The following is a 26,024-nucleotide window of genomic DNA, read 5'->3' as shown; positions in this document are numbered from 1 at the left end:
AAAATCGCCTGTGACCACATTCACCATCCCCGCAACGATTCCACTCGGCAGGCCTAAAAGGTTGGCAAAAGAAATGCGGCCATCACTGTCATCCCTCGTTGAGCGGGGAATTTTAACCACTTCGTTTGAGGGTTCAGGCGTGAGATCTTCTTCTGCCATCAAGGGGTTAAGGAGCAAAATTAGGCTGGCTAGTAGATTTAGAAAAGATCTCATGTCACCCTCTTCAAAATAAAAATGAATAAAACAGAGGGTTTATATTAAATTTTAAAATTGGTGTCAATAAAAAATATTGTTTTGTAAATGCAACGTGAAAATGTCACCGCATTGTTGAAGCGCAAAAATCATGCGAGAGAGCGTATTCTCTTATTGCAAAGAAGTAGTCGATCGGCAATAATTTCACGCAAAATAAATCTTTCTTTTACATCTTTAGTAATTATTTGAGGGGGTGACTTATGGTCAAAAAAACATGGGTTCCATTCATTGCGATTTGTTTCTTGCTTGGATCATGGGAATTTTGCTGTCGCTTCTTTTCAGATCTTCTTTTTGTTCTTCCTCCTCCATCACGCATTTTGCTTTGCATCTGGCAAAAATCAGATCGCTTGCTTTTTCATACAGGCATCACTTTAAAAGAAATGGCCGGTGGATTTATTCTCGCCTTGCTCGTTGCATTTCCTTTGGCTTGGATGATGGCATTTTGGGAATCCATGCGCATGATTTTGCAACCTCTTTTCATTGTGATTCAATGTATTCCAATGTTTGCTCTTGCACCTTTGATGGTTATGTGGTTTGGCTGGTCCTATACAGCTATTGTATTACCCACAGCTCTGATGATTTTTTTCCCTTTAACCATGAACATTTATCAGGGACTATTGTCGACTCCACAACATTTAACCGATTATTTTAAAACGTTAAACGCTACTCCATGGCAATTTTTCTTTAAGCTGCAACTTCCTGCATCGCTGCCACATATCTTTGCTGGTTTTCGCATTTCAGCTGCGATTGCAGGGATAGCTGCAATTGCAGGGGAGTGGGCAGGGGGACAAAATGGTTTAGGCATGTTGATGCTTCAAAGTAGAAGAGAAACAGACTTAGAAATTACTTTTGGAGCCTTATTTTGCCTAACGTTCATTAGTTCAATTCTTTATCTAGGAATGGCAGCATTAGAGAAAGCTGTGAAAAATCGAAAGTCTTGGCGGTTACCCTTTAATAGCTTGGCAGCGACAGCTCTAGTTACAATTGTATTTGGATGTCAGCCTTCGCCAAAAATAAAAGAGACGAGACTTTTATTAGATTGGGTGCCTAATCCCAATCACGTCGCTCTTTATGTGGGCATTGAAAAAAACTTTTTCAAGCAAAGAGGAATCGATCTTCAAATTTTGAAGCTACATGATCCGAGCGATAGCGTGAGCTATTTGATGTCAGGACAAGCTGATCTCGCGGTCTATTACATGGTGGAGACTCTACAGGCTATCCAAAAGGGGGCTAAAATCGCGATGATTGGGGTGCTGATAGAAGAACCTCTGAATTCGTTGTTGTATCGCAAAGATGATGGAATCCGCACAATTGAAGATTTGAATGATAAAATTATCGGTTATAGCATGGATGGAAAAAGTTTTAAATCTTTGCAGACCTTGTTAAAGCAAAAAAAATTGACCCCTAAAGCTATGCATAACGTGAGTTTTGACTTGGTCAGTACGCTCGCAATCAAACGGGTCGATGCTGTGTATGATGCTTATTGGAACATCGAAGTGCCCCATCTGCGCTCATTGGGCATTGAAACGGAGTTTTTTAAAATGAGCGATTTGGGAATTCCACCTCACCAAGAACTCGTGATGATTGCGAAAGAGGATTCTATTCAGGCTTCCTCCGAATTTGTAAAGAAATTTCAAGCTGCTATGCAAGAGGCAATCACCTATTGTCAACAAAATCCAAAAGAAGCATTTGAAATGTATCTTAAAGCGAATCCAGATAAGGGCGATAAAGCGCGAGAGTGGGAACGAGAGGCATGGGAACTGACCTATCCGATCTTGGCTAAGTCTCAGCAGATTGATCAAGCAGCAGTAAATAACTACAGAGATTGGTTGCTTGAGCACGCTATCTTGCAGCGCTGATTGTGAGAGGATTAAATCCCTACCTTTGATATAATGGCTTTTTTAGTTTTTCAAACTTGAAGGAGAATTTATGCTTAAAATAGACCTCAAAGGAAAAAAAGCTTTTATAGCAGGAATTGGCGATGACCAAGGTTTTGGTTGGTCCATTGCAAAAACATTGGCGGAAGCCGGAGCAGAGATTATTGTCGGAACATGGACGCCCCTCATGAAGATTTTTCAAACGGGTTTAGAGAGTGGCAAATTTGATAAATCTCGCGTTTTGTCAGATGGCTCTTTGATGCAATTTGCAAAAATTTATCCTTTAGATGCTGCTTTTGACAAGATGGAAGATGTGCCTGAAGAGATAAAAGAAAATAAGCGTTATAAATCATGCGATGCTTTTACCATTCAAGATGTTGTTTTGCAAATCGGCCAAGATTTTGGAAAGATCGATTATTTTGTTCATTCCCTAGCGAATGGTCCTGAAGTACAAAAACCCCTTTTGGAAACATCCAGACAAGGATATCTCGCTTCTTTAAGTGCTTCAACATACTCCTTTATTAGCCTTTTAGCTCATTTAGGACCTATCATGAATGCAGGGGGGAGTACTCTTTCTCTGACATATATTGCTTCTGAAAAGGCTATTCCAGGATATGGTGGAGGAATGAGCTCAGCTAAAGCGGCTCTTGAAAGCGATACGCGTACATTAGCATGGGAAGCGGGACGCAAATGGAATATCCGCGTAAATACGATCTCTGCTGGGCCTTTGCGTAGTCGTGCTGCAAAAGCAATTGGTTTCGTCGAAAAAATGATCGAATATTCAGAAGCCAATGCACCTCTACAAAAAGATCTAACGCCGATTGAAGTGGGGAATGTGGCTGCATTTTTATTGTCTCCTTTGGCTTCTGCTATTACGGGAGAGACCATTCATGTAGACAATGGGATGCATGCAATGGGGATTGCCGTGGATAGTGTGGCATTGAACCAAACCTCCGAAGCCACTGTTTAACGAAATAAAAGTAGCCGTTGGACTCTTTGCGGAGCTAATTGAATGCTTTCGATGAGTTGAGAAAAGTAAGCTTGAGAGCTTTGAGGATGGGTGCATAAGTACCACTTTCGAGCATCTTGAGCTTGCTTTGTTGCCACCGCTTTCATCAAACTCTTTTCAACCATATCAGGGCTTGAAATGGTGAGATATGCATAGCGAGGATCGGTCCATAGGGGAATCAAATCAGGACCAATCTGAAGGTGAGGATCGATTGAAAGTGTGACTTCACAAGGAATTTCCCAATCCGCTAAAGCTGCCACTTGAGCGACAAAAGAAGAGCACTGATTTTTGGTAATGGCATAGTCCTGGTAGGGATATGTCTCGATAAAAGTGAGAATGGTGTGAAATTGTTCTTCCGTAAGATCTATTTTGGCTGCAAAAGTGGGTTGATGCCCTCCTGAGCCATTTTGGAAGAAACCATCATGCTGCATTTCCCACAAATAACGAACAGGATTTGGAGATCCTTTTTCTACAAGATCCATCATTCCATCAAAATATCTCGCTTGGGTTAAGCCCGTTTCACCGGTATGCCCTCCTTCGATTTCCACATATTCCCCGTCAATGATTCCTCGTAGACAAATCCACGCATGGCCGACGTCGCTATTTTTGCTTCCATCACTTGGATGCTTCGCCAAAGTTCGCAAAAAAGATCTATTATCGGTGTAATCTAAGTGGCGCGCATTGACAAGAATGACTAAGAAATAAGGGGACTCTCTAAAAAAGAGATCAGGTTTTGTAAACGTATTTAAATGGCTATAAAAATAGCCATATTCCTCAGAAACTGGTTTACAGCATGATGTTGTAAATATCACAAGAATGGAGAAAATCAGCAGATAAGATCTAGGCATGGCTCTTATTTCAGGATGTCAATCAGCACTTTAATACGGCATTTTTCGGATCTTTTAATCGTTCGGATAGCAATCTGTGAATCATAAGCCTCATAACGTTGAGCCCCTTTATTTAAAATTTGCGCTGGGCGATTACCCCTTAACAGGTGGCCAAAGAACGAGCCTTCGCCTTCCATCAATTGAAATTGGATGGAGAGGGAGAGGAGAGGACTTTTGAGCTGTAACGTATTCTCTATCTGAAAAGTTGTTGCCGGAACATTATCGACAAGAACCTTAAGGCCTTCATGCAAGTCGACAAAGAAGTTAATCTCTCCTTCAAGATCCCCGTTGTCTTCAGGAGGAGGGCCTTCAAGAATCAAGTCAAGTTCAACATGTTCTTTTTGTGCAATGCAGACAATATCAGCTAAAGATTTAGTTTCTTGGAAAACAAAACTATGCACATGTGAAGGGGCTCCCCATAGTAAGCGGAAGAGGTGATAGCCTTTATGTTGAGATGGATCCAAGGCTTTATCTTTTTCAAGAAAACAATAAGTGTAGTTTTCTTCTTTGACCATCATCCAATGCTGTTGATGAAATAACCCATTTTTTGTTAGGTGGGAAGTCGGAATAAAAACGTCTTCTGAAGGTTGAATAAGAGAGGCAAGTAGCTCGTAAGGATAACCGTCCGTTTGTCTTTGCGAAAAGTGCGTTTCAAAGTATCCCAAATAGAGATCGTATAAGCTACCTTGAGGTTGAAATCCCGCTTGGTAGACCCTTCTTGCAGGTCCTGTATAGCATGCAGTTGAAGAATGCCAAGTTTCTAAGATGTAATGCCAGAGAAAATCCCAAGGAGAGGATGCAATTTCTGGATAGACCATTTGCAGGCTAGCTAAGATTTCGCCGAGATAATGGGGGTCTCCCCATGCTTGCGTTATTCCTTTAAGTCTCAATGTTTCTAAAAGTTGATTACCGGCATCTTCTAAATGCGGTAAGTTAAGCCATTCACCCAGTGCAATCCAGGCTGCAGCACATTTTAAGGATAGGTGATAAGGGCCAGGCTTCTCTTCATGTGCAACTAAAGTGTAAAGAGCTAACGCCGTCGTGCTTTCAATTAATCGATTTTTTAAGTCTTGTCCGAGAATGGTGTGAAAGTCTTTTAAAATCCAATAGAAAATAGGTAGAAGATGAGCTCCGAGGTAGCGATCTTTACAGTTTGGGAATTCATGCAAGTAGATAGGGAAATTACCCGATTGATTTTGAAAGATGAGAATTCGATCGAGCAGTTCTTTTGCTTCTTTAATGTTTTCAATTGTTTTAGTACGCATCAAGGCCAAAATAAAGTAGCCGTTTTCCACAATGGGAATGGTTTGATGCATTGCTTCTTGAGCATGATAAAAATAATGCACGAATCCTGTTTGTGGACTCTGCAAGCTTCTTCCTTTTGCGACGGCTTGTTCGATTAAGTATCGCAGAGATTCTTCTTTTGTTTGAAATTGCTTAAACATGCAAACCGCCTGTAACTTCAATATTTTGACCCGTGATATAAGAATTTTCTTTTTTCATTAAGAAGGAGACAACCTCAGCAACTTCAGAAGGGAATCCATAGCGCTTCATCGGCAATTTTGAGTAATGTAAAGGATCGATAGAATTATCCAACTGCCCTGGTGAAACCATGTTTACTCTTACCAAATCTGGAGCGAGTTCTTTGGCTAAATTTTTTGTCAGCATCCAGAGGGATGTTTTAGTTAAATGATAAATAGAAGAGTAACTATTACTTGAAAAAGAAAGCGTGCCAGCAGTTCCAATATTGATAATGGCACCTTGGTGCTTTTTAATGCTTGGCATAAGTTCACGTGTGATTAAAAAAGGCACAGTTAAATTAGTGAGAAAGAGAGCATTCCATTCTTGTAGGGAGGTATCTAGAGCAGACTTAATCAAATAATTGCCGACATTATTGACCAAACCTTCCGTATCGAGAAAGCGCTGTTGATAGTTGGAAATAAACTCTTGAAGAGATTCAGTGGAAGAAAAATCACCCTGAATCACTTCAGCTTGTCCTCCGAGTCGCCTGCAGGTTTCGGCCGTTTGCAACGCTTCTTCATGGCTGGTCTTGTAATGAATGACAACAGCTCGTTTTTGTTGCGCTAATTTGCGACAAATCTCTGCACCTAACCTTTTGGCAGCTCCCGTGACAAGAATCCAGCCCATGTTATAACTCTGTTCGGCACAGTTTGAGTTCAACAGTCGTAAAATCTGCTGATCCTAGGGCTTCAGGCTTTTTGACCTTAATCCACGCCCAATTGATTGGATAATCTCGCAATAGCTTTTGAAGCACATCATGCGCATACTTTTCAATCAGCATGTACCCTTTTTCTTGAGCAAATTCGGAACAAATGTTGGCCAAGGCAACATAATCAACCGTATCTGTAATATCATCAGAATTGGAACATTTATTAAAATCAGCTTCCACTTTCAGATCTACATAGATAGATTGTGTATTGACGCGCTCGTGTGGAAGAATACCAATGATGCAAGGGATTTGATGATTTTCAAAGCCAATCAATCCATAGTGCGGCTTAGATTGCAAAGATCGCTCATATTGATTGAGTAGGAAATAAGCTTCTCGATTGAGAGGAAGTTTTTTGGCTTCTTCTAGAGAAACCCAGAGGTAATTTTCAGCTTCATAATTTAAAACAACATCGTCTTTTGAATAGCCTGGTGCTAAATCTGCTACGAAATCGTTCATGATGAAGTGTTTTTTTTCTTTAAACTCGGGGGAGTAGATCGATTCTTGCGTCGAAATAAAGCGAATATTCGTTACATCAAGCCCTGTTTCTTCTTTGACTTCTCGAATGAATGCGGCTTCTCTAGATTCACCTAATTCAACTTTCCCTCCAGGGGTTGTGTAGCAATCATTCCATTTGGAGGAATAAAGTAGTAAAACGTCTCCGTCGGAGGCGACGACAAGTCCACCGACAGTTGTAATGGGGTATGTCCATGTATCAAGCATGATGAGGCCCTCTTGTTTAAAGTTAAATCAAATTTAAAGCTTTTTGAAGTCCTTGAATAATTCCTTTTTCACGAGCAGGCGGAGCGATGATGGTGGCAGTTTGTAGTAAATGGTCGGGTGCAGTAACCATGATGATGCGAATGTCGGCTTCCTCTAGCATACTTATATCGTTGTTGTCATCTCCCGCTGCAATGACAGGTGTTTGAACTCGAAGTCTTTGTTTAAGGTCCCGCAAGGCGGATCCTTTGTTCACAGAAGCATGTGTGGCTTGCACAACATAATACCCATTTTGAAAAGGATCCTTAATTAAAGGCGCATGCAATCCAATTTCATTTTCGATCCGATAAGAAATTCTAGAGGCAGATTCAACCTGTCCAAAACATTTTAGCGATGGAAAGTTGGCAAGTGTGAGGTTGTCAAAGGATTCGACATCATACCAAATGGAATTGAAGGCATCCGATCGTGCTTTCAAGTATTCAAGTAATTCCTTAGAGAAACAGTGAGAGCGGTAATAACAACAATCTTGGTGTTCAAATCCCGCAAAAATGACAAAATCGCTCGGTTCATCCTTACAGATATTTTCCATCGCGGGGAAAACGTCTGTGCCGAGCGTATGTTTTGCAACAACTTCTTGTTGAGGCATTCTGAGGGTGATCGCCCCATTTTGTACCGCAAAATAATAGGGAAAGGAAAGCGGTTGCAAAATTTTGAACCCATCTGTAAAAGTTCTTCCCGTAATGAAAACCACATTCCAGCCATCCGAGACTAATTCAGATAGATAGGCAACCACTTCTGGAGGAATGACACCCCCAAAATCTGTCACTGTTCCATCAATATCTAATGCGATAAGTCCCGGCACTGTTATTCCTTCTGATTTAGATTATCCAAAAAAAGTCAGTTGAAAGGCATTGGAAATCGGTTTTTTCTTTGCTGGCTGTCTTTTTGGCTTAGACGGTTCAAAAACGCTTTTTTGGTTGGCATTTTCTTCGAGATGCACCAAAATTTCCTTTGCTCGCGTAATCACAGAGGGAGGGAGTCCCGCTAACCTGCCAACGTGAATGCCATAACTTTTGTCCGTACCACCTTTTATGATTTTGCGTAAAAAGATTATGTTATCTGCATTTTCTTGTACAGCCACATTGTAGTTGACAGCCCCAGGAATTTTCTCTTCTAGTTTTGTCAATTCCCAATAGTGGGTGGCAAATAATGTTTTAGCCATTTTCCCTTCCGTAATAAGAAGGTGTTCTGCTACGGACCAAGCGATTGAAATACCATCATAAGTGCTTGTCCCACGTCCAATTTCGTCTAAGATAACGAGAGAGCGTGAGGTCGCATTGTGTAGAATATTGGCTGTTTCTACCATTTCCACCATGAACGTGGATTGCCCTCTGGAAAGATCATCGCTGGCTCCAATACGAGTGAAAACCTTGTCAATTAGCCCAACATGTGCTTCTTTAGCAGGAATAAAAGATCCCATTTGAGCCATGATGGTGATCAAAGCCACCTGCCGAATATAAGTAGACTTTCCCGCCATGTTAGGGCCCGTAATGAGCAAGAGACGATTATCTGAACCATCGAGCAATGTGTCATTCGGAATAAATTTTTCTCCCGCATGTGCAGCTTCAATTACAGGGTGACGTCCATCCACAATTTTCAAATGGGCCGAATCATCGACTAGAGGGCGGATGTATTGGTTTGTACGTGCAGCTTCTCCTAGAGAACGCAAGCAATCGATTCGTGCTAAAGCCTGAGCCGTTGTGAGGACTTGCTTAGAAAATTGTCCAATTTGTTGTCGAAGCGTTTGGAAAAGCTCATTTTCAATCGCGCTGATCCGTTCTTCTGCATTCAAAACTTTGGCTTCATAATTTTTCAGTTCCGGAGTGATGAATCGTTCGGCATTGACCAATGTTTGTCGTCTTTGGAATGAGTCAGGCATTTTTTCTGCTTGCCCTTTGCTGACTTCGATATAATAGCCAAACATCCGATTAAAGCCGACTTTAAGGCTTTTTAATCCTGTTTCATCTCGAATCTGCGTTTGATAACGTGCGATCCAGGACTTACTGTCTCGGCTGATTTCCCGAAGTTCGTCAAGTTCTGGGTGGTAGCCATCCCGGAAGATTTTCCCTTCTGTGATTTTTACTGGAGGGTCATCTACCAAGGCATTAGCAATTAAGCGTGTCATTTCTGGTAGGAAATCGATCCGCTGAGCTTCTGTGGCTAATAACGCCGATTGGCTTGCTAAGGTGAGCAGAAGAGTTTTAATTTCGGGCAGAGGTTCCATAGAAAAACGTAAAGCAACCAGATCTCTCGGCGTTGCGTAACCCGAACTAATGCGCATCATTAAACGCTCTAAATCTCTGACCTGTTCAAGGACTGCACCAATTCGTTGCATGAGAGACGGTGTATCATAAAAAGCTTGCACGGCTTCTTGTCGCTGGTGAATCTCAGGGATAGAGAGAAGTGGTTGTTTAATCCACTGGCGCAAAAGACGAGCTCCCATGGGGGTATTGCTGTGATCTAACACGCCTAAAAGCGTATTTTTTCGACTTCCATGGTTTAATGGATCAATCAATTCAAGGTGGCGCAGCGTCATGCGATCTAAAGAAAGATATTGAGAAGTCGTGTAAGGTTGAATATCTGTGATATGTTCAATGGGTAAACTGAGTTCGCTTTGTAAATATTGAAGCAGGGCTCCAGCCGCATGCACACCCGGTACCATCCCTTTAAGACCAAATCCATCCAGAGAATGCACTTTGAAATGTTGAATCAAGAAATTATAAGTGACTTGGTGTTCGAAATGCCAATCGTCGTGTGTATTGACAAGGACTTGGTTGTTTTTGCGGATCTCCTCAAAAAAGAGGGGATGTTTATTGGCAAATTTTTGAGAAGTTAGGAATTCGGCAGGGTTAAGGCGGCAGACTTCATTGAGCAATTCTTGTTCGTGTTCAAATTCAATTACTCTGAATTCTGAAGTTGTCAAATCGAGAAAAGCTAAACCATATAAGGCGCCAACTTGGATAATGGATGCAAAGAAATTGTTTGTGTTTTCCGCTAAAAGAGAAGAGGTAATCACTGTGCCAGGTGTTACCACTCTGACAATTTCTCTCTTCACTAATCCTTTTGTTTCTTTAGCGGATTCCACCTGTTCGGCAATCGCGACTCGATATCCTTTGGAAACGAGTTTGTCGATATAAGCTTCGCTCGAGTGATGGGGGACACCACTCATAGGGATGCCTTGCCGACGAGTCAAGGTAAGATCCGCTTCTTTTGCTAAAAGGGCTGCGTCTTCGTAAAATGCTTCGTAGAAATCTCCCATTCGAAACAGCAAAATGGCTGAACCGGCTTGTTCTTTGCAGGTTTGCCATTGCACCATCATGGGTGAAACTTTTTGATCTTGAGTGTTTTGCGAAGATGTAACTGCTAAATCCATATCTAATAACCAGAGCTAATAAAATTCTTGTTTTGGGTATGCAGTATGGCTGAATGAAAAGGGAATGGCAAGAAAAAAGGTCGTGAATATTTTTTTTGATGTAAGTCGCTTTAATCCTTCTTCGCCGAAGAACTGTCGAGCTTCGAGAGAGAATTAAACTAAAATAATGATGCCAAATTTTAGTTTAATAAATATAGATGATGTTATGCAATTCGGCTTTTTTTAAATGTCATGATAGATCTGATAAGACTTTAAATTATTTTTGATGTTTTTTATGAAATTCCTGTAAGTATTTATAAGATTATGTTACTTACCGCTTGGTCATAATTTTCTTTTAATGTGTTAGTTGAGAAAGAGGAGATTGCAGCAGCGATTAAATTTGGGGAATGCTAGTCGATATTTATTTTTAAATATAATTGATTTCTAAGCAAATATTTCACTTCAGCATAAGTCTTACCGTGTGTTTTTGATTGAGTTCAAGATTTTATCAATGCTTCATGAGTTTACTGCTACAAGTCTGAGGCGATGCTGTTCCTTTTCCTGAAAAAGAGCAATTTGGCGTAAAGCCGTTGTTTCTAAAAATTGTTCTGCCGAAGCGAGAAGATGATGTATTTGCTTTTTTCGTCCTTTCAATATGCGGTTGATATGATCGATATTCAAAAGAGTAATACGGGGATCCCTAGCGAGTTTTGGTTCCACATTTCGAGGCACCGAAAGATCTATCACAAGCTTATGACTGATATTTTTTTTGTAGAGATCCTGCTGCGTTAATAAATGTTCAGGACATTTTGTGCCCAAGATAATCCAATCAAAATTGGACCATTTGGTAATTTCTTCCCAATTTAGAATATCAATTTGATGTTCTTTTGCGAGTGTTTGAGCGACGTCTAGTGAGCGATTGCATAAAGAAATATTTTGCACGTTTTTGTGCTTCAAATATTTTAAAATCTTTTGATTGATCTCGGAGGCTCCAATAAATAAAACTTTGGCTTGTTCGGGTTGTTGTAGTTTGGATTGGCCGATGTTAAACACCGCATGCTCTAAATCAGGAATTCCTCTTCCCAATGAATAGAGCGAACGAAAATCTTTTCCGATTTTAAGGGCTTTTTGAAAAAGATAATGGAGTTCAAAAGGGAGGTTTTCTATAGCACAGGCAGATTCATAAGCTTGTTTGACTTGGCCTTGAATTTCTGTTTCAGCCAAAATGGCGCTATCCAATCCTGTTGTTACTCTGACAAGATGTAAAAAACAATCTGCGTTAAAATAAGAATATAATTTCTGATCAAAATTTTCTTCCGTTTCTTCTAATTCTCCTTTCAGGACATTTAGGAGATATGAGTGTGTGGCAGCTAAATCTTCGGCAAAAAAATACACCTCAGTACGGTTGCAGGTGGAAAGAAGAACGAAAGAACCAAGGTCATATGAGGAGGGCAAAAAACCAAAGCGGCGATGGCATACTTTTGCTAATGATTCCCTTAATTTTAGGTCACCTAATTTATGATTAATTCCAACAACCCCGACACGCATATGAGAACCCCCGATCAATATCATTTATGTGCGATCTTCCAAAAGTAAAGTTTATAGATAAAACATCTTATTCTTGCTACTTCTTTGATCAAAATTGGCAATTTTTGAGGGAATGTGTACTGTGGAGTCAATGAAAATGGGGGCTAGATGCAGACATTATGGCAAAATCTAAGAAAAAAAAAGTTTCAAAACCACACATTATTGCTTTGAGAAAGATTTGGGATCAAAGCCTTCATAATGCTCTTACAGATCTGATTGATTTTCAAGGACGTTTTTTTTGTGTTTTTAGAGAATCTGATAGTCATGCGGCGGGAGTGGATGGAACGATTCGGATTCTGACAAGTGCAAATGGAGAACAGTGGATAACGGCTAGCATTTTGCAATTGAAAGGGATCGATCTACGTGACCCGCATTTTGGCTTAATGCCAGATGGACGTTTGTATCTAATTATGGGAGGATCCATTTACCAAGGGGAAAAATTAATTGCCTATCGTTCTTATGCAACTTTTTCTAAAGATGGCGTTCATTGGGATCCCATTCAGTCCACTGGAATAGAAGAGGAATGGATCTGGAGAGTGACCTGGCATAAAGGAATTGGTTATGGCATTTCTTATCACTTAACCGATTTAGAAGATTTAGATCAACCTTGGGAAGTCAAACTTTTCAAAACTCAGGATGGAATCCATTTTCAGTTAGTTTCTCAGTTAGATGTTTCAAGTTTTCCTTCAGAATCCACTTTACGCTTTCTTTCGAATGACACGATGGTCGCTTTGATGCGGCGAGATGGTAATGGATGGATCGGACACGCGTTACCTCCGTATAAGAAATGGAAATGGAAGGAAAGCGATTATCGCATTGGTGGGCCTAATTTTTTAGTCTTTCCAAATGATCAAATGTGGTCTGCAGCTAGATTAGTTAAAGAGATTGATAAAGAGACTAAAGAAAGAACGACAGTTCTAGCTAGCATGACTTTAAAAGACTTTCAGCCTATGTTGGTTTTCCCGAGCGGGGGAGACAATAGCTACCCCGGCATGGTTTTTCGAGAGGGAAAACTTTATGTGAGTTATTACTCATCCCACGAAGAAAAGTCTGCAATCTATTTTGCAGAAGTGAGCTTTACAAAATAGTTTTTAGTAAATCCTGGAGCTTATCTTTCGAAAGCCACTGTGTGTTCGTATTAGAAGCATAACAAAATTCATCCGGTAAGGCTTCATTTAGGCTGCCTTGCTGATATTTTGCAACGAGTGCAGGGTAATTTCGATAAATTTCAGGGATGATCGCATAGTGATTTTCAAACTCAAAAGTATGGCGGGCATCTTCTGTGCTGATCATCAGCTCATGCAATTTTTCACCCTCTCGAATCCCCGTGTGGGTAAGGGCTAATCCTGGAGCCATAGCTTCTGCTAATTCAATGATCTTCATGCTGGGGATTTTAGGGACGAAAATTTCCCCGCCATGCATTTTGGTAAAGCAGAATCGCACAAAAGAAACTGTTTCATCTAAAGTGATCCAAAAGCGGGTCATTCGAGGATCTGTCAAAGGGAGGGAGGTGCAACCCTCTTCGATCAGTTTTCTCCAGAAAGGAATCAAGCTTCCCCGACTTCCTAGTACATTGCCATAACGAACGACCGAAAATCTTGGTGCTCCTTTTGCACCCACATAGCTATTGCCTGCGACAAAAAGTTTGTCCGAGCATAACTTAGTGGCGCCATAAAGGTTAACGGGATTCACAGCTTTATCTGTGGATAGCGCAATCACTTTTTCAACATTGCAATCAATCGCCGCATCAATCACATTCATTGCCCCCAATACATTCGTATTGATAAACTCAGAAGGATTATATTCTGCCGCTGGGACCTGTTTTAGTGCAGCCGCATGAATCACAAAATGGACTTCGTTAAACGCCCTGCGCAAACGTTCCTTATCGCGGATATCGCCTAAAAAATAACGCATTTTAGGATGGGCAAAGAGGGGGCTCGATTGTTTCATCTCCCATTGTTTCCACTCATCTCGACTAAAAATGATCACTTTATTGCATAAATTTTCTTCTATAAGGTTTTTGGCAAAGGTGCGTCCAAAGCTACCTGTACCACCGGTGATGAGAACATTTTTATTCGCAAATAGAGAGCTTTGGCTCATGGATTCTCCTCGATAAATGAATCATATCTGGATTCTGAATTCCGTTTATTATATTCTGCACGTTTCTTTATTTTATATAGCAGTAGAGTTTGAATCATGGCAAAAAAATATGATGAAAGCAGTGTAAAAACTCTCGGAGCCTTAGAACATATCCGTTTGCGTTCCGGGATGTATATTGGACGTCTAGGTGACGGATCTCATCCGGACGATGGAATTTACATTATGGTAAAAGAAGTCATCGATAACAGCGTCGATGAATTCATTATGAAGCATGGGAATCGGATCATTATTGGTGTAGATCCTGAGCAAGGGTTAATTTCTGTACGGGACTTTGGGCGGGGAATTCCCCTTGGAAAAGTGATTGATTGCGTCAGTCAAATCAATACAGGCGCCAAGTATAATGACGATGTTTTCCAATTTTCCGTTGGTCTTAATGGTGTGGGAACAAAAGCTGTCAACGCTTTATCCAGTCACTTTTTAGTTCGAAGCCACCGAGAAGGCAAGTCTATGGAAGCCGTATTTTCTCAAGGGAAGCTTATCAGAGAGAAATCTCAAAAAACAAGCGAGCCCGATGGGACATATGTCGAATTTATCCCCGATAAAGAAATTTTCAAGAAATACCGATTTGAGCCCGAATATATTCAGAAACGGCTATGGCATTATGCCTATTTAAATACAGGGCTCATTTTAGAATATAATGGGCAGGATATTTATTCTGAAAACGGTCTACTCGATTTATTAAACGAAGAAGTCACCGAAGATCGTTTATACGAACCTCTATATTATCGTGGAAAGCTTCTGGAATTTGCTTTTTTACACACACAAAGCTATGGGGAAAGCTATTTCTCTTTCGTAAACGGGCAGTATACTTCCGATGGAGGAACCCACTTATCTGCTTTTAGAGAAGGGATTTTGAAAGGGGTGAATGAATACTCTAAAAAGAACTTCCAAGGTGTGGATTTACGAGAAGGGATTGTGGGAACGGTTGCAGTCAGGATCAAAGACCCTGTTTTTGAATCTCAGACAAAAAACAAGCTCGGCAACACAGAATTGAGAGGGCCACTTGTCCAAGAAGTCAAAGATGCTGTTGTCAACATGCTTTATAAAAATCCCTCGACGGCCAATAGCATCATTGAGCGGATCGTTTTTAACGAAAAATTGCGCAAAGAACTTGCAGCGGTAAAAAAAGAAGCCAAAGAAAAGCAAAAGAAAATTTCTTTTAAAATCCCAAAGCTGCGCGATTGCAAATACCATGCGCAGGATAAAGCGGACGTTGGGGAAAAAACGATGATTTTCTTGACAGAAGGGGACTCTGCAAGTGCTTCGATTGTGGCATCAAGAGATCCGCTAACGCAAGCTGTTTTTTCTTTACGAGGAAAGCCTTTAAATGTTCACGGAATGAAGATTGATCAGCTCTACAAAAATGAAGAAATGTTCAATCTAATGAGTGCTTTGAATATCGAGGATGATATTGAAAATCTCCGTTATCAAAAAGTGATTCTAGCTACAGATGCTGACGTGGATGGAATGCACATTCGCAATTTATTGATCACCTTTTTCTTGACCTATTTTGAAGGGCTTGTTTTAAATGGACATCTTTTTATTCTCGAAACGCCCTTGTTTAAGGTGCGTAATCGGGAAAAAACGCTTTATTGCTATTCTGAAGAAGAACGGGACAAGGCGATTAAACAGTTGAAAAAAGGGATTGAAGTCACACGTTTCAAAGGTCTTGGAGAGATTTCTCCAAACGAATTTAAGCAATTTATAGGAAAAGATATTCGTTTGATTCCAGTCACCATCAGTTTGTTTTCTGACATCAAGACAACCCTTGATTTTTATATGGGTAAAAATACACCTAAACGAAAACAGTTCATCATGGAAAATCTGATCAACGAATTAGAACCGACTCTGGAGGCTGCTCGCACAGCAGGATAATGTATGGAAGATGTTAAGCAATTAATGCAGATTCACTATCTTAAGTACGCATCTTACGTCATCTTAGATAGAGCAATCCCGCATGTTATCGATGGATTAAAACCTGTACAAAGACGTATCCTGCATACTCTATGGTCTATGGATGATGGGAAGCTACATAAAGTCGCCAATGTTGCTGGTCAGACGATGGCTTATCACCCCCACGGTGATGCTCCCATTACAGAAGCTCTTGTCAATATGGCCAACCGGGGTTATCTTCTAGACCAGCAAGGAAACTTTGGGAATATTTTTACAGGCGACCCAGCAGCCGCAGCGCGTTACATTGAAACACGCCTTGCTGCGCTTGCCAAGGAAACACTGTTTAATCCAGATCTGACCGCTTATGCACCATCTTACGATGGAAGGCACCAAGAGCCCATCGTTCTGCCCGCAAAAATCCCTCTTTTGCTTATGCAAGGCGCGACAGGAATTGCCGTGGGAATGTCCACCTCAATTCTCCCACATAATTTTGAGGAGCTCTTAGAAGCCGAAATCGCCATTTTAGAGGATCGTGAGTTTTCTGTTTTCCCAGATTTCCCCACCGGAGGAATCATGGATGCCTCTGATTATAATCAAGGGCGTGGCAAGGTTAAATTACGTGCAAAGATTGAAGTTCGTGATCCAAAAACATTAGTGATCACGGAAATCTGTTATGGCACGACCACTGAATCCTTGATCCGTTCCATCGATGAAGCGGCTAAGCGGGGAAAAATCAAAATCGATGCGATCAATGATTACACAGCAGAAAAAGTGGAAATTGAAATCAAGCTTCCGCGTGGACAATATGCCGAAGAATTGATTCAAGCGCTCTATGCCTATACCGAATGTGAAGTGGCCATTCATTCCCAAATTGTGGTGATCAAAGATGATCTGCCATGGGAGACAGATGTTGACTCTATTTTGAAATTACATGCTGAAAAATTACAAGAATATCTTCGTATTGAGTTAGAGCTTGAACGAGATAGATTTAAAGAAAAAATCTTTGCTAAAACACTCGAGCAAATTTTCATTGAGAATCGTCTTTATAAGAATATCGAGAATGCCACTTCCTATGAAAAAGTGCATGAAATCATCGAAAAAGGACTCATGCCCTTTCATGATCAGCTAACGCGCATTCCACATTATGATGATAGAGAAGGCTTGCTAAGCATTCCAATCAGAAGAATTTCTAAATTTGATTTAGAAAAAAATCTATCAGAAATTCATGCCATTGACAAACAATTGATTGAAGTTGAAAAGCATTTAAAGAACGTCAAGAAGTTTACAATCCATTACTTAAGGGGGCTTTTGACAAAATATGCAAAAGATTACCCGCGTCGCACGGAAATCACGTCGATTGAAGAAATTAATATGCGAGCAATTGCAACGCGGAAAATGACAGTGGGTTTTGATCCAAGTACTGGGTTTTTAGGGACTAAAGTAACAGGGAAGCTTTCATTTGAATGCACCAATTTTGATAAGGTGTTAATTCTTTTTGATGACGGAACATATACAGTCATTAATATTCCGGAAAAGCAATACCTTCAAACAGACCATAAAAAGGTTGTGTATGTGGGATGTGCAGATAAAAAAACGGTGATTAGTGTATTGGTTAAAGATCCGAAATCGCATTTTTGTTTTGCAAAACGTTTTATCATTTCCCAATTTATCTTAGATAAAATTTACCGCTATTTTGATGAAGACTTAGAATTGCAATTTATTTCGACACAACCTAATGTGAAGTTAGAGATACAATTTATTCCTAAATTGAAACAAAAAGTTTCTAAAATGGATTTTGATTTTAATGAAACTTTAGTGAAAGGCGTTAGTTCAAAAGGAATAAGAGTCGCAAATCGGGGAGTTAAAAAAATACTGGTGGGTAAAAATGAAGGGACAGCCTAGCCATGATGAAAATAACATGTTTTCCAAGTGCCAAAAAAAGCCATTTAATTGTTTCGATAGATGAAGAAGAATGGAAGTCTATTCATACCTCCATTTGGGGGCACAAACCCTCTCTTCCGCAAGAGTGTTTAGCGGCTTCCCTTTTTGAAGAACAATTTTATGAAATGGAATACCAGGCAACTAAACAGTATGTTTTGCGAAAATTGGCTGTCAGAAGTTACTTTACTCAAGAATTGCGACAATCTTTACTGAAAGTTCTAGTCAGTGATCACACCATTACACGCCTAATTGATGAGATGACTCAAAAAGGGTATCTAGATGATCAATCCCATGGCGAGCGTTGGATCAAGTCGCAAGCGGCTAAGAAATGGGGGCCCCACATCATTGCGCAGAAGCTGAAGGCTAAGGGGGTTGTAATTGAAGGCTTGCCTGATCTATTTGAATCTCTTTACGGTGCAGATGACCGTAAAAAACAAATTCAACTTTTATTAGATCGACAAGCCATTAAACGAAACCTTTCCGACTATTCTCAACGACAAAAGGCCATTGCATCATTAATTCGTAAAGGATTCAGTACAAGTGAAATCCTAAACGTGATGCAATCGGAATTTGTCGAACAATTTATGGAGTAATCCCCCTCTATCCTACGGAATTTGATCGGAACGTTGAGTATTTACACCAGTCAAAGGACTTACAATAATAGGTCGAAAAGCTGGATCTGCTCCCTTCTCAAGTAAGGTTTTAACGACAATTGATTTCCCATCTTTATTTAATTTTTTGTTAGCTTCAACTAATAATGTTGTTATGAGGATGTTTTTTTCATCTTGGATTTGAACAGGCAAATTAATGAGATTATAGTTTTTTAAATCTTGGATCATGCTTAAAATCTGAGCCGTGGGAATATTGTCAATTTCAGAAACAAGATCTTTCAAAACTAAATGGCCAATTTTTTCCTTAGAATCCTCAGGTCCGATTTCTCTATTTAAATCTACATTTCTATCAAACAGGCGAGAAATGATATCCCATTTCCTATCTCCTTGATCATGAATGGCTTTTTCAAGAAGCTCAAATTTTAAACCAGCTTCGCCATCCGCATGGTATTCACCAAATATGTCCACATTATTTGAGATTTGAGTGGGGGAAAAAGAAGCAAATTCATCAATAAAATCTCGGCAAAGTAAAGCTCCGATTGATTCTTTTGGTTCACCAATTTTCATATTTAAATCCGCACCTTTTTCGATTAAATAAGAAACGTATTTCCATTTCTTTTCATCATCATCCAAAGTCGTATAAATTGCTGTTAACAAAGTGTGGTTTTCAACAGAGCCATCTTTGGTTGTTAAGCTGAAAACATTATTGAGTTTGCCTTCTTCAGTGAGGTCATTTATATCTTTAAATATTCTTTCTTCTTCAGCTTCTGTTTTTGCATCATTTAATCTATCCAACATCAAATTGATTCTCTGTAATTCGGCATCGGTAGAAACATTTGCATTGGGTGGAAATCCCAATTCTGCGGCGATGAATTCTGCAACCTCTCGATAGTTTTTTCTAAGTGCTAATTCGTAAAGGGTAGATGCTTCACCATGTTCTACAGCTTTGCTATTGAGCTCGATACCTCGAGCGTGTAATTCTTGTACAATAGACAATGCTTTTGCTGGATCTGAAATATCCATAATCGCAGTTGAGATAAGGGGGAGCGCATCTTTATTATCGGGATTGAGAGAATCTTCTTTAAGCAATACCTCATTTAATTCTCTATCTGTAAGCAAATCAATAAGCTCTTTAATCTCATCAAACGAACGTCTATCAAGAGCCCCAAATCCTTTTTCCAATAGATCGTGTTTTAGAGATTCCTTTGGAAATACTTCAAAGAAAATTTGTTGGACACGATCCTTGTTTTCAGGCTTGATTTTTTTTAACCCAAGAATTTCTTTAAATTTATCTTGGACAATTTTCTTTCCTACCTCATCACTAGGGTGCTCGTCTACCATGTTTTTCATTGTAGAAGCAATTTTTGTAATTTTGCAGTCTTCGTAGGAATTTTTTCCTATCATTTTCTTCAATCTTCTAATAAATCTTCCGAGAAAACCAACTGATTTTAAAGTATTGCCATCTTTTTCTATGGCAATAAGATCTTTACCAAAGGATTTTGCTTGCAATACATTGATATTATTATTGTAAGTCATAAAATGCCTTATTTTATTAAATTAATAATTGCCTTACTCTTCATTATAAAAATTTCCTTAATAAAATGGAACGATGTCTATTTCGATAAATAGATTTTTATTTTGAGGTGTTTATTCTATATGCTAATAATGAACTGTAATTGTAAAGATCAAATGAAGGGGATATTAATTTAATGTATCTCGTAAATAAAAGCCCGTCCAAGAAGTTGGATGTGTGGCAATTTTTTCAGGAGTACCAACTCCCACAATTTCGCCACCTTTTTCTCCTGCTTCAGGCCCAAGATCGATGATGTAGTCACTATTCTTGATAAAATCCAAGTGGTGCTCGATAACAACCAAAGTATTACCTTTGTCGACAAGTTTGTGTAAGACTTTAAGTAATTTATCGATATCGTCACTATGAAGTCCCGTAGTGGGCTCATCTAGCAAATATAAAGTTTTGCCAGTGGAGCGTTTGGCGAGCTCGCGGCTTAATTTAATGCGCTGAGCCTCTCCGCCGGATAACGTGACCATTTCTTGCCCTAATTGCAGGTAGCCTAACCCCACAGAGATAAGGGTGTCTAAAATGCGGACAATTCGAGGGTGGTTTTCAAAGGCAACACGGGCTTCGTCTACTGTCATTTGTAGATATTGGCCCAAATTTTTCCCATTATAAGCAATTTCTAAGCTTATCGGGTTTAATCTAAGTCCTTTACATTCATCGCATATGACCTGAACTGCTGGAAGAAAATGCATTTCGACGCGTCGGTAGCCTAGACCCCAGCAAGCTGTGCACATTCCTTTGCGATGATTGTAGCTGAAGTGCTTAGGCTGCAATCCTTTAGATCTAGCCAAAGGAATCGAAGCAAAAAATTCCCGAATGCGCGTTAATACATCTACATACGTACAGACATCTGAGCGTACTGTATGACCAATGGGATTTTGATCGATCGAAATCATTTTATCAAAATTTTCGATTCCCGATACTTTAGCCCCTGGAAGTTCGACAGTGTCTGTTTTTAAAAGTCCTTTTTCGAAAGCTGGAACGAGAATTTGTCCTAATAAGGTGGACTTTCCTGATCCAGAAACTCCAGTTAAACAGGTAAACACGCCTTTAGGGATTTTCAATGAAAGATTTTTTAAATTATGTAGCGTCGCTTTTTCGATTGCAATACCGTCTTTCAAGACAGCTTTTCTCCGCTTTTTAGGAATCGGAATACTTTTAGCTCCTGATAAATAAGCGCCTGTCAAAGATTGCGGGTTATGTAGAATTTCCTGATAAGTTCCACGTGCAGTGATATGGCCGCCGTGCTCTCCAGATTGAGGTCCAAAATCGAGAATGTAGTCCGCTTTTTGGATAGAGCGAGGATCATGTTCCACCATCAGCATGGTATTTCCTAAATTTTTGAGATCTTGCAATGCCTGATTCAGGCGATCGCTGTCTCGAGGGTGTAAACCGATTGTTGGCTCATCCAACACGTACAAGACGCCCGTTAAGCCGCTACCTAGCTGTCGAGCTAGACGAATCCTTTGAGCTTCTCCACCGCTAAGTGTGGGTGCGCGTCTTTCTAATGCGAGATAATGTAAACCGACTTGGCAGAGAAAACGTAAGCGATTTAACAGCTGGGTTTTAACTTCGTCCAAAAGCTTAAATTCTTCTTGTTTAAGAACAAGTTTATCGATGAATTGGAATGTTTGTTCGATTGGTTGTTGGCAAACTTGGTGAATATTCAGGTTGTTGATGGTGACATGCCGTGCGAGAGGATTAACGCGAGACCCTCCGCAGGAAGGACATTCATATTCATCAAGGAGAGGAAGTACGCCACTCTTAAGCTCACCTTTTCCGTGTTTCCCAATTTTTGAAAGCACGTGATCAATCCCTGCCCAGCGGAAAGTCAATGGGGGAGTTCCTTTACGCATCAATGTATAAAGCTTTTCGGATCCATTCATTAAAAGTTGTAATTGTTCAGCTGGAAGTTGATTAAGGGGGCAATAGGGATCAATCTGTTCTTCAGATAAAAATTTATCTAGAAAGTTCAAGGTAGAATGGGTGGTGTTCTCACCCCATAACCAATACATGAGTCCTTCAATAGAACGATCCATCACTTCATTTTTTTGAGCTAAATTCGCTCCATATTGATAGCCTAAGCCCTGGCAATCTAAACACATTCCCTCAGGTGTGTTAAAAGCAAATGTATGGGGTGTAATTTCAGGATAAGATTTGCCCGTTTTTTCAACAGCAAAAGACAGGTTGAAAAGTTCATCGCCCTTTTCATGCATGACGACTAATTTTCCACTGCCTTTTTCGGAGGCATTTTCAATGGCTTCTAAAAGGCGTTGTCGAATCGTTGGTGAAACTTTGAGACGGTCAATGACAAGAAAAAGCTCGTTTTTGCGCTTTCGATCAAAGGGAATGGATTCAGGTTCAGCGTCTAATTCATAAAACTCCCCATTCAAACGAATGCGGACAAATCCCTGCCTATTTAAGCGTGTGATCACTTCCGCAAATTTTTCATTTTTACGGATTTCAATGGGAGCCAAAATTTGAATTTTTTCATCCAAAGGGTAATTCAAAATTCGATCAGCCACATGATCTTTACTAATCGCTTTGATGACTTCACCAGTTTCTGGACAATGAGGAATCCCTAGACGGGCAAAGAGGACGCGGAGATAGTCATAAATTTCAGTCATGGTTCCGACTGTACTACGAGGATTTCCAGCGTGCGATTTTTGTTCGATCGCAATCGCAGGAGAAAGGCCTTCGACATGTTGTACTTTAGGCTTAGGCATTTGCTTGACAAATTGGCGTGCATAAGGAGAAAGAGATTCAATGTACCTTCTTTGTCCTTCCGCGTAAATGGTATCAAAAGCCAGTGAGCTTTTTCCGGAGCCTGAAGGGCCTGTGCAAACGGTAAGTTTTTCCCTTGGAATAGTGACATTCACCAACTTTAAGTTGTTTTGTTCCGCTCCTTCTACTGTGATGGATTGGATAGCCTGTTTTGAAGGAGTCAGCTTCTTTTGCTTTTTCTTTTTTTGCTTGTTTGCTAAGACTTCCTGGGCCTTTTTTTCAAAGCAATGCTCAAGGGCTGTGCGAATGGCTGTTCCTGTGGGTGTTTCTTGCTTCGCAATTTTTTCAGGCGCTCCTGTCGCAACAACGCGACCTCCTTCTTCACCACCTTCGGGGCCGATATCGATGATCCAATCTGCCGTCTTAATCACATCTGTATTATGTTCAATCACTAAAACAGTATTTTCACGTTCGACAAGCTCATGTAAAACTTCGAGTAAGTGTTTGATATCATGAAAATGAAGCCCTGTTGTAGGTTCGTCGAAGATATAAAGTGTTTTTCCGGTAGATGGACGTACAAGTTCTTTGGCCAATTTAATGCGCTGAGCTTCACCGCCCGATAAGGTTGTAGAGGATTGGCCAAGTTTAATGTATTCCATTCCCACTTTTTGCAGCATTTCTAGCTTGTGTTTGATCGAAGGAATGTTTGTAAAAAAAGCGAGAGCTTGAGACACGTCCATCTCTAGGATGTCGTAGATGTTTTTTCCCTTGTAGAAAACAGATAATGTTTCGTGGTCAAATCGCTTTCCTTTGCATTGTTCACACTCGACCCAGGCATCATCAAGGAAATCCATGTCCACTTTGAGAAGGCCCATTCCACCACAGTTCAAACAGGAGCCTTCTCGCACATTAAAGCTAAAACGACCCGGTTTATATCCGCGCGCCTGACTTTCAGGCAGCATGCTAAAAAGATCCCGAATTTCATCGAACACTTTAATATAGGTCGCAGGATTTGAGCGTGGATTACGTCCAATAGGGGATTGATCAATTGCGATGACTTTATCAATTGCCTCTATGCCTTGAATCCCTTTGTGCGCACCGACACGATGGTCGCCTCCGTGCAAATGATTCGAGAGGGCTGGATAAAGAATGTCTGTAATGAGAGAGGATTTTCCAGATCCAGAAACACCGGTGACTGCGATGAAAACGCCCAGAGGAATTTTGACATCGATATTTTTTAAATTGTGGTGTGTTGCTCCTTGAATTTCAAGTGACTCTTTTTGTGGTTTACGCCTTTTTTTAGGAATGAAAATTTGTTTACGACCAGAAAGATAGGCGCCTGTTAAGGAAACGGGATTCGTTAAAAGGTCGGTTAAATCGCCATCGACAACTATTTCGCCCCCTAATACGCCAGGGCCAGGTCCAAAATCTAGAATATGATCAGCTTCCCAAATGGTTTCTTCGTCATGCTCCACAACGATCACCGTGTTACCCATATCTCGCAGATGTTTGAGGGTCGCAATTAATTTTTTATTGTCGCGGGGATGCAATCCAATCGAAGGTTCATCTAAAATGTAGGTAATTCCAAGTAATCCACATCCAATTTGAGAAGCAAGTCTAACACGTTGAGCCTCTCCTCCGGAAAGGGTGGGGGCCGTTCGATCTAAAGCCAAATAATGTAGACCGACTTCCATTAAAAAATGGAGTCTCTCTTGGATCTCTTTAAGCAATTCACTCGCAATTAAGTTTTCTTGTTTGGAAAGCTTGAGATTAGCAAAAAATTGGACGCATTGTGCAATTGTCATAGCAGAGAGCGCAGAGATTCTTTTACCATTGAGTTCAGTCGCTGCAGGATAAGGCTTTAAGCGTTCTCCGTGACACTCCGGACAAACTTGTTGATGCATGAGTTTTTGCATCTTCTTTTGATAGGTATCACTTTTTGCTTCTGTATAGCGAGTATGGGCTTCGTGTAGAACGCCTCTCCATTGGACACGGTCAATCCAAGTATAGCCAGTGACAGGGTGGACAAATTGCATTTTAGTCCACTTTTTTTCAGTCCCGTATAAAAAAACTTTTTTGGCACGTTCGCTTAATTTATTCCAAGGCGTATGCACGCTGAATCCAAACTGATCAGCCAGATTGTCATAAATATTGCCATACTTGACGGTCTGATAGGAGCTTCCGATCGAACAGCAGTCCTCGGCGATGCTTAAAGTTGGATCAATAATCAAATCTAAATCGTATTCAACGACCGTGCCGAGTCCACTGCATCTTGGGCACATCCCTGCGGGACTATTGAAAGAGAAATCGTGAGGTTCAAGTGAATGATAGGAAAGGCCTGATTTTGGAGAGAAGGCGTGCATTGAAAAAAATTGCTCATCTTCACCATTTGCTGTTAGGGCAATACATTCCCCTTGACTCAGGTTAAGAGCATGCGTCACAGATTCTGCAATACGAGAGTGATTATCGGGCTTAACTTCAATACGATCGACGACGATATCGATGTCGTGGGCGACGGAACCATCTAGGGTAATGGAGTCTTCCAAACTCACGATTTGTCCATCTACTCTCACGCGCATAAAGCCTTTGCGTAATAAATCTTGGAAATCTTCTTTAAATTCCGCTTTTTTCCCACGAGCAAAAGGGGCGAGAATAAGCAACTTAGACCCTTCGGGCATGGTTTGAATGGTTTTGATGATTCGCTCTTTACTCTGAGGGGAAACAATTTCTCCACTGACAGGGCAATGAGGAACGCCAATGCGGGCATAAAGGACTCTTAAGTAATCATAGACCTCGGTCATAGTGCCAACGGTAGAACGGGGATTGCGTCCGGCTGTTTTTTGCTCAATGGAGATTGTTGGAGAAATTCCTGACGCATGTTCCAGATCTGGCTTTGCCATATCGCCAAGCTGTCGTCTCGCGAAGGTGGAAAGCGATTCGATGTAGCGGCGTTGTCCTTCCACATACAAAGTGTCAAAAGCTAAAGATGACTTACCTGATCCAGAAACTCCGGTTAAGACAACCAGTTGGTTTGGATTGATGGTCAGATCGATAGATTTAAGGTTATGGACCTTAACTTTTTTTAAAATGATTTGGCGATTATTCACTTTATTTTTTATACGTGGGAATAGATTGATAATTTTAT

17 protein-coding genes are annotated in these 26,024 nt (G+C 40.5%); 6 read left to right on the top strand and 11 right to left on the bottom strand.

Features of this window, described 5'->3' with window-relative positions:
• Nucleotides 1-213 (bottom strand): hypothetical protein (locus tag AOM43_RS05705; RefSeq protein WP_152618839.1); only part of this gene is annotated, 213 nt, incomplete at its 3' end.
• Nucleotides 214-452: 239 nt separating this feature from the next.
• Here AOM43_RS05705 and AOM43_RS05700 point away from each other — a divergent pair.
• Nucleotides 453-2,111, top strand: a complete 1,659-nt coding sequence (locus AOM43_RS05700) for an ABC transporter substrate-binding protein (RefSeq protein ID WP_059359374.1) — start codon at nucleotides 453-455, stop codon at nucleotides 2,109-2,111.
• Between the two features lie 70 nt (nucleotides 2,112-2,181).
• Nucleotides 2,182-3,099 carry an enoyl-[acyl-carrier-protein] reductase gene (locus AOM43_RS05695; RefSeq protein ID WP_013925330.1) on the top strand — a complete coding sequence of 306 codons (918 nt, stop codon included), beginning with the start codon at nucleotides 2,182-2,184 and terminating at the stop codon, nucleotides 3,097-3,099.
• Here the strand turns inward: AOM43_RS05695 and AOM43_RS05690 are convergent.
• The 7 genes from AOM43_RS05690 to AOM43_RS05660 form a co-directional block, all read right to left on the bottom strand.
• Complete coding sequence (locus AOM43_RS05690; RefSeq protein ID WP_006339973.1) at nucleotides 3,096-3,986, bottom strand: hypothetical protein; 891 nt, start codon at nucleotides 3,984-3,986, stop codon at nucleotides 3,096-3,098. The genes AOM43_RS05695 and AOM43_RS05690 overlap by 4 nt on opposite strands.
• Nucleotides 3,987-3,991: 5 nt before the next feature.
• On the bottom strand, nucleotides 3,992-5,470 hold the full coding sequence (locus AOM43_RS05685) for a hypothetical protein (protein ID WP_059359371.1): 1,479 nt from the start codon (nucleotides 5,468-5,470) through the stop codon (nucleotides 3,992-3,994).
• Complete coding sequence (locus tag AOM43_RS05680; protein ID WP_006339975.1) at nucleotides 5,463-6,173, bottom strand: SDR family oxidoreductase; 711 nt, start codon at nucleotides 6,171-6,173, stop codon at nucleotides 5,463-5,465. The genes AOM43_RS05685 and AOM43_RS05680 overlap by 8 nt, the downstream gene beginning before the upstream one ends.
• Before the next feature lies 1 nt (nucleotide 6,174).
• The gene (locus AOM43_RS05675) at nucleotides 6,175-6,975 is read right to left on the bottom strand and encodes a dihydroneopterin aldolase (RefSeq protein WP_006339982.1); all 801 of its coding nucleotides are present in this window, start codon (nucleotides 6,973-6,975) and stop codon (nucleotides 6,175-6,177) included.
• Nucleotides 6,976-6,997: 22 nt separating this feature from the next.
• The gene (locus AOM43_RS05670; protein WP_013925328.1) at nucleotides 6,998-7,834 is read right to left on the bottom strand and encodes an HAD family hydrolase; all 837 of its coding nucleotides are present in this window, start codon (nucleotides 7,832-7,834) and stop codon (nucleotides 6,998-7,000) included.
• A 21-nt stretch (nucleotides 7,835-7,855) separates the two neighbouring features.
• The gene (mutS, locus tag AOM43_RS05665; protein ID WP_013925327.1) at nucleotides 7,856-10,405 is read right to left on the bottom strand and encodes a DNA mismatch repair protein MutS; all 2,550 of its coding nucleotides are present in this window, start codon (nucleotides 10,403-10,405) and stop codon (nucleotides 7,856-7,858) included.
• 495 nt (nucleotides 10,406-10,900) lie between these two features.
• The gene (locus tag AOM43_RS05660) at nucleotides 10,901-11,932 is read right to left on the bottom strand and encodes a Rossmann-fold NAD(P)-binding domain-containing protein (protein WP_013925326.1); all 1,032 of its coding nucleotides are present in this window, start codon (nucleotides 11,930-11,932) and stop codon (nucleotides 10,901-10,903) included.
• Between the two features lie 158 nt (nucleotides 11,933-12,090).
• Here AOM43_RS05660 and AOM43_RS05655 point away from each other — a divergent pair, with 158 nt between their 5' ends.
• The gene (locus tag AOM43_RS05655; RefSeq protein ID WP_006339992.1) at nucleotides 12,091-13,059 is read left to right on the top strand and encodes a hypothetical protein; all 969 of its coding nucleotides are present in this window, start codon (nucleotides 12,091-12,093) and stop codon (nucleotides 13,057-13,059) included.
• On the opposite strand, the gene pseB is transcribed toward AOM43_RS05655, so the two are convergent.
• Entirely contained in the window at nucleotides 13,049-14,071 is a 1,023-nt protein-coding gene (pseB, locus tag AOM43_RS05650) for a UDP-N-acetylglucosamine 4,6-dehydratase (inverting) (protein ID WP_013925325.1), read from the bottom strand. The two genes, AOM43_RS05655 and pseB, sit on opposite strands and share 11 nt — an antisense overlap.
• 96 nt (nucleotides 14,072-14,167) lie before the next feature.
• Here pseB and AOM43_RS05645 point away from each other — a divergent pair, with 96 nt between their 5' ends.
• From AOM43_RS05645 to AOM43_RS05635, 3 genes are read left to right on the top strand one after another with little or no spacing between them, the layout of a single operon-like run.
• Nucleotides 14,168-16,006 carry a DNA topoisomerase IV subunit B gene (locus AOM43_RS05645; RefSeq protein WP_059359369.1) on the top strand — a complete coding sequence of 613 codons (1,839 nt, stop codon included), beginning with the start codon at nucleotides 14,168-14,170 and terminating at the stop codon, nucleotides 16,004-16,006.
• A 3-nt stretch (nucleotides 16,007-16,009) separates the two neighbouring features.
• A complete protein-coding gene (locus tag AOM43_RS05640; protein WP_013925323.1) occupies nucleotides 16,010-17,926 on the top strand; it encodes a DNA topoisomerase IV subunit A in 1,917 nt (638 codons plus the stop codon).
• 2 nt (nucleotides 17,927-17,928) lie between these two features.
• A complete protein-coding gene (locus AOM43_RS05635; RefSeq protein ID WP_013925322.1) occupies nucleotides 17,929-18,558 on the top strand; it encodes a regulatory protein RecX in 630 nt (209 codons plus the stop codon).
• A gap of 12 nt (nucleotides 18,559-18,570) precedes the next feature.
• On the opposite strand, the gene AOM43_RS05630 is transcribed toward AOM43_RS05635, so the two are convergent.
• Both AOM43_RS05630 and uvrA read right to left on the bottom strand, forming a co-directional pair.
• Entirely contained in the window at nucleotides 18,571-20,112 is a 1,542-nt protein-coding gene (locus AOM43_RS05630) for a hypothetical protein (protein ID WP_226987414.1), read from the bottom strand.
• 165 nt (nucleotides 20,113-20,277) lie between these two features.
• Nucleotides 20,278-25,986 carry an excinuclease ABC subunit UvrA gene (gene uvrA / locus AOM43_RS05625; protein WP_226987413.1) on the bottom strand — a complete coding sequence of 1,903 codons (5,709 nt, stop codon included), beginning with the start codon at nucleotides 25,984-25,986 and terminating at the stop codon, nucleotides 20,278-20,280.
• Nucleotides 25,987-26,024 lie beyond the last annotated feature (38 nt).

It is taken from the genome of Parachlamydia acanthamoebae, from assembly GCF_000875975.1.
Taxonomy (GTDB): Bacteria; Chlamydiota; Chlamydiia; order Chlamydiales; family Parachlamydiaceae; genus Parachlamydia; species Parachlamydia acanthamoebae.
The sequence above is the reverse complement of the archived record's forward strand: the minus strand, read 5'-3'. Positions and strand labels throughout refer to the sequence as shown.

Bases quoted from the DNA above. Each gene is read 5' to 3' on its own strand.
- AOM43_RS05700 (WP_059359374.1), top strand. From the start codon at position 453: ATGGTCAAAAAAACATGGGTTCCATTCATTGCGATTTGTTTCTTGCTT.
- AOM43_RS05695 (WP_013925330.1), top strand. From the start codon at position 2,182: ATGCTTAAAATAGACCTCAAAGGAAAAAAAGCTTTTATAGCAGGAATT.
- AOM43_RS05690 (WP_006339973.1), bottom strand. From the start codon at position 3,986: ATGCCTAGATCTTATCTGCTGATTTTCTCCATTCTTGTGATATTTACA.
- AOM43_RS05685 (WP_059359371.1), bottom strand. From the start codon at position 5,470: ATGTTTAAGCAATTTCAAACAAAAGAAGAATCTCTGCGATACTTAATC.
- AOM43_RS05680 (WP_006339975.1), bottom strand. From the start codon at position 6,173: ATGGGCTGGATTCTTGTCACGGGAGCTGCCAAAAGGTTAGGTGCAGAG.
- AOM43_RS05675 (WP_006339982.1), bottom strand. From the start codon at position 6,975: ATGCTTGATACATGGACATACCCCATTACAACTGTCGGTGGACTTGTC.
- mutS (WP_013925327.1), bottom strand. From the start codon at position 10,405: ATGGATTTAGCAGTTACATCTTCGCAAAACACTCAAGATCAAAAAGTT.
- AOM43_RS05660 (WP_013925326.1), bottom strand. From the start codon at position 11,932: ATGCGTGTCGGGGTTGTTGGAATTAATCATAAATTAGGTGACCTAAAA.
- AOM43_RS05655 (WP_006339992.1), top strand. From the start codon at position 12,091: ATGGCAAAATCTAAGAAAAAAAAAGTTTCAAAACCACACATTATTGCT.
- pseB (WP_013925325.1), bottom strand. From the start codon at position 14,071: ATGAGCCAAAGCTCTCTATTTGCGAATAAAAATGTTCTCATCACCGGT.
- AOM43_RS05645 (WP_059359369.1), top strand. From the start codon at position 14,168: ATGGCAAAAAAATATGATGAAAGCAGTGTAAAAACTCTCGGAGCCTTA.
- AOM43_RS05640 (WP_013925323.1), top strand. From the start codon at position 16,010: ATGGAAGATGTTAAGCAATTAATGCAGATTCACTATCTTAAGTACGCA.
- AOM43_RS05635 (WP_013925322.1), top strand. From the start codon at position 17,929: ATGATGAAAATAACATGTTTTCCAAGTGCCAAAAAAAGCCATTTAATT.
- AOM43_RS05630 (WP_226987414.1), bottom strand. From the start codon at position 20,112: ATGACTTACAATAATAATATCAATGTATTGCAAGCAAAATCCTTTGGT.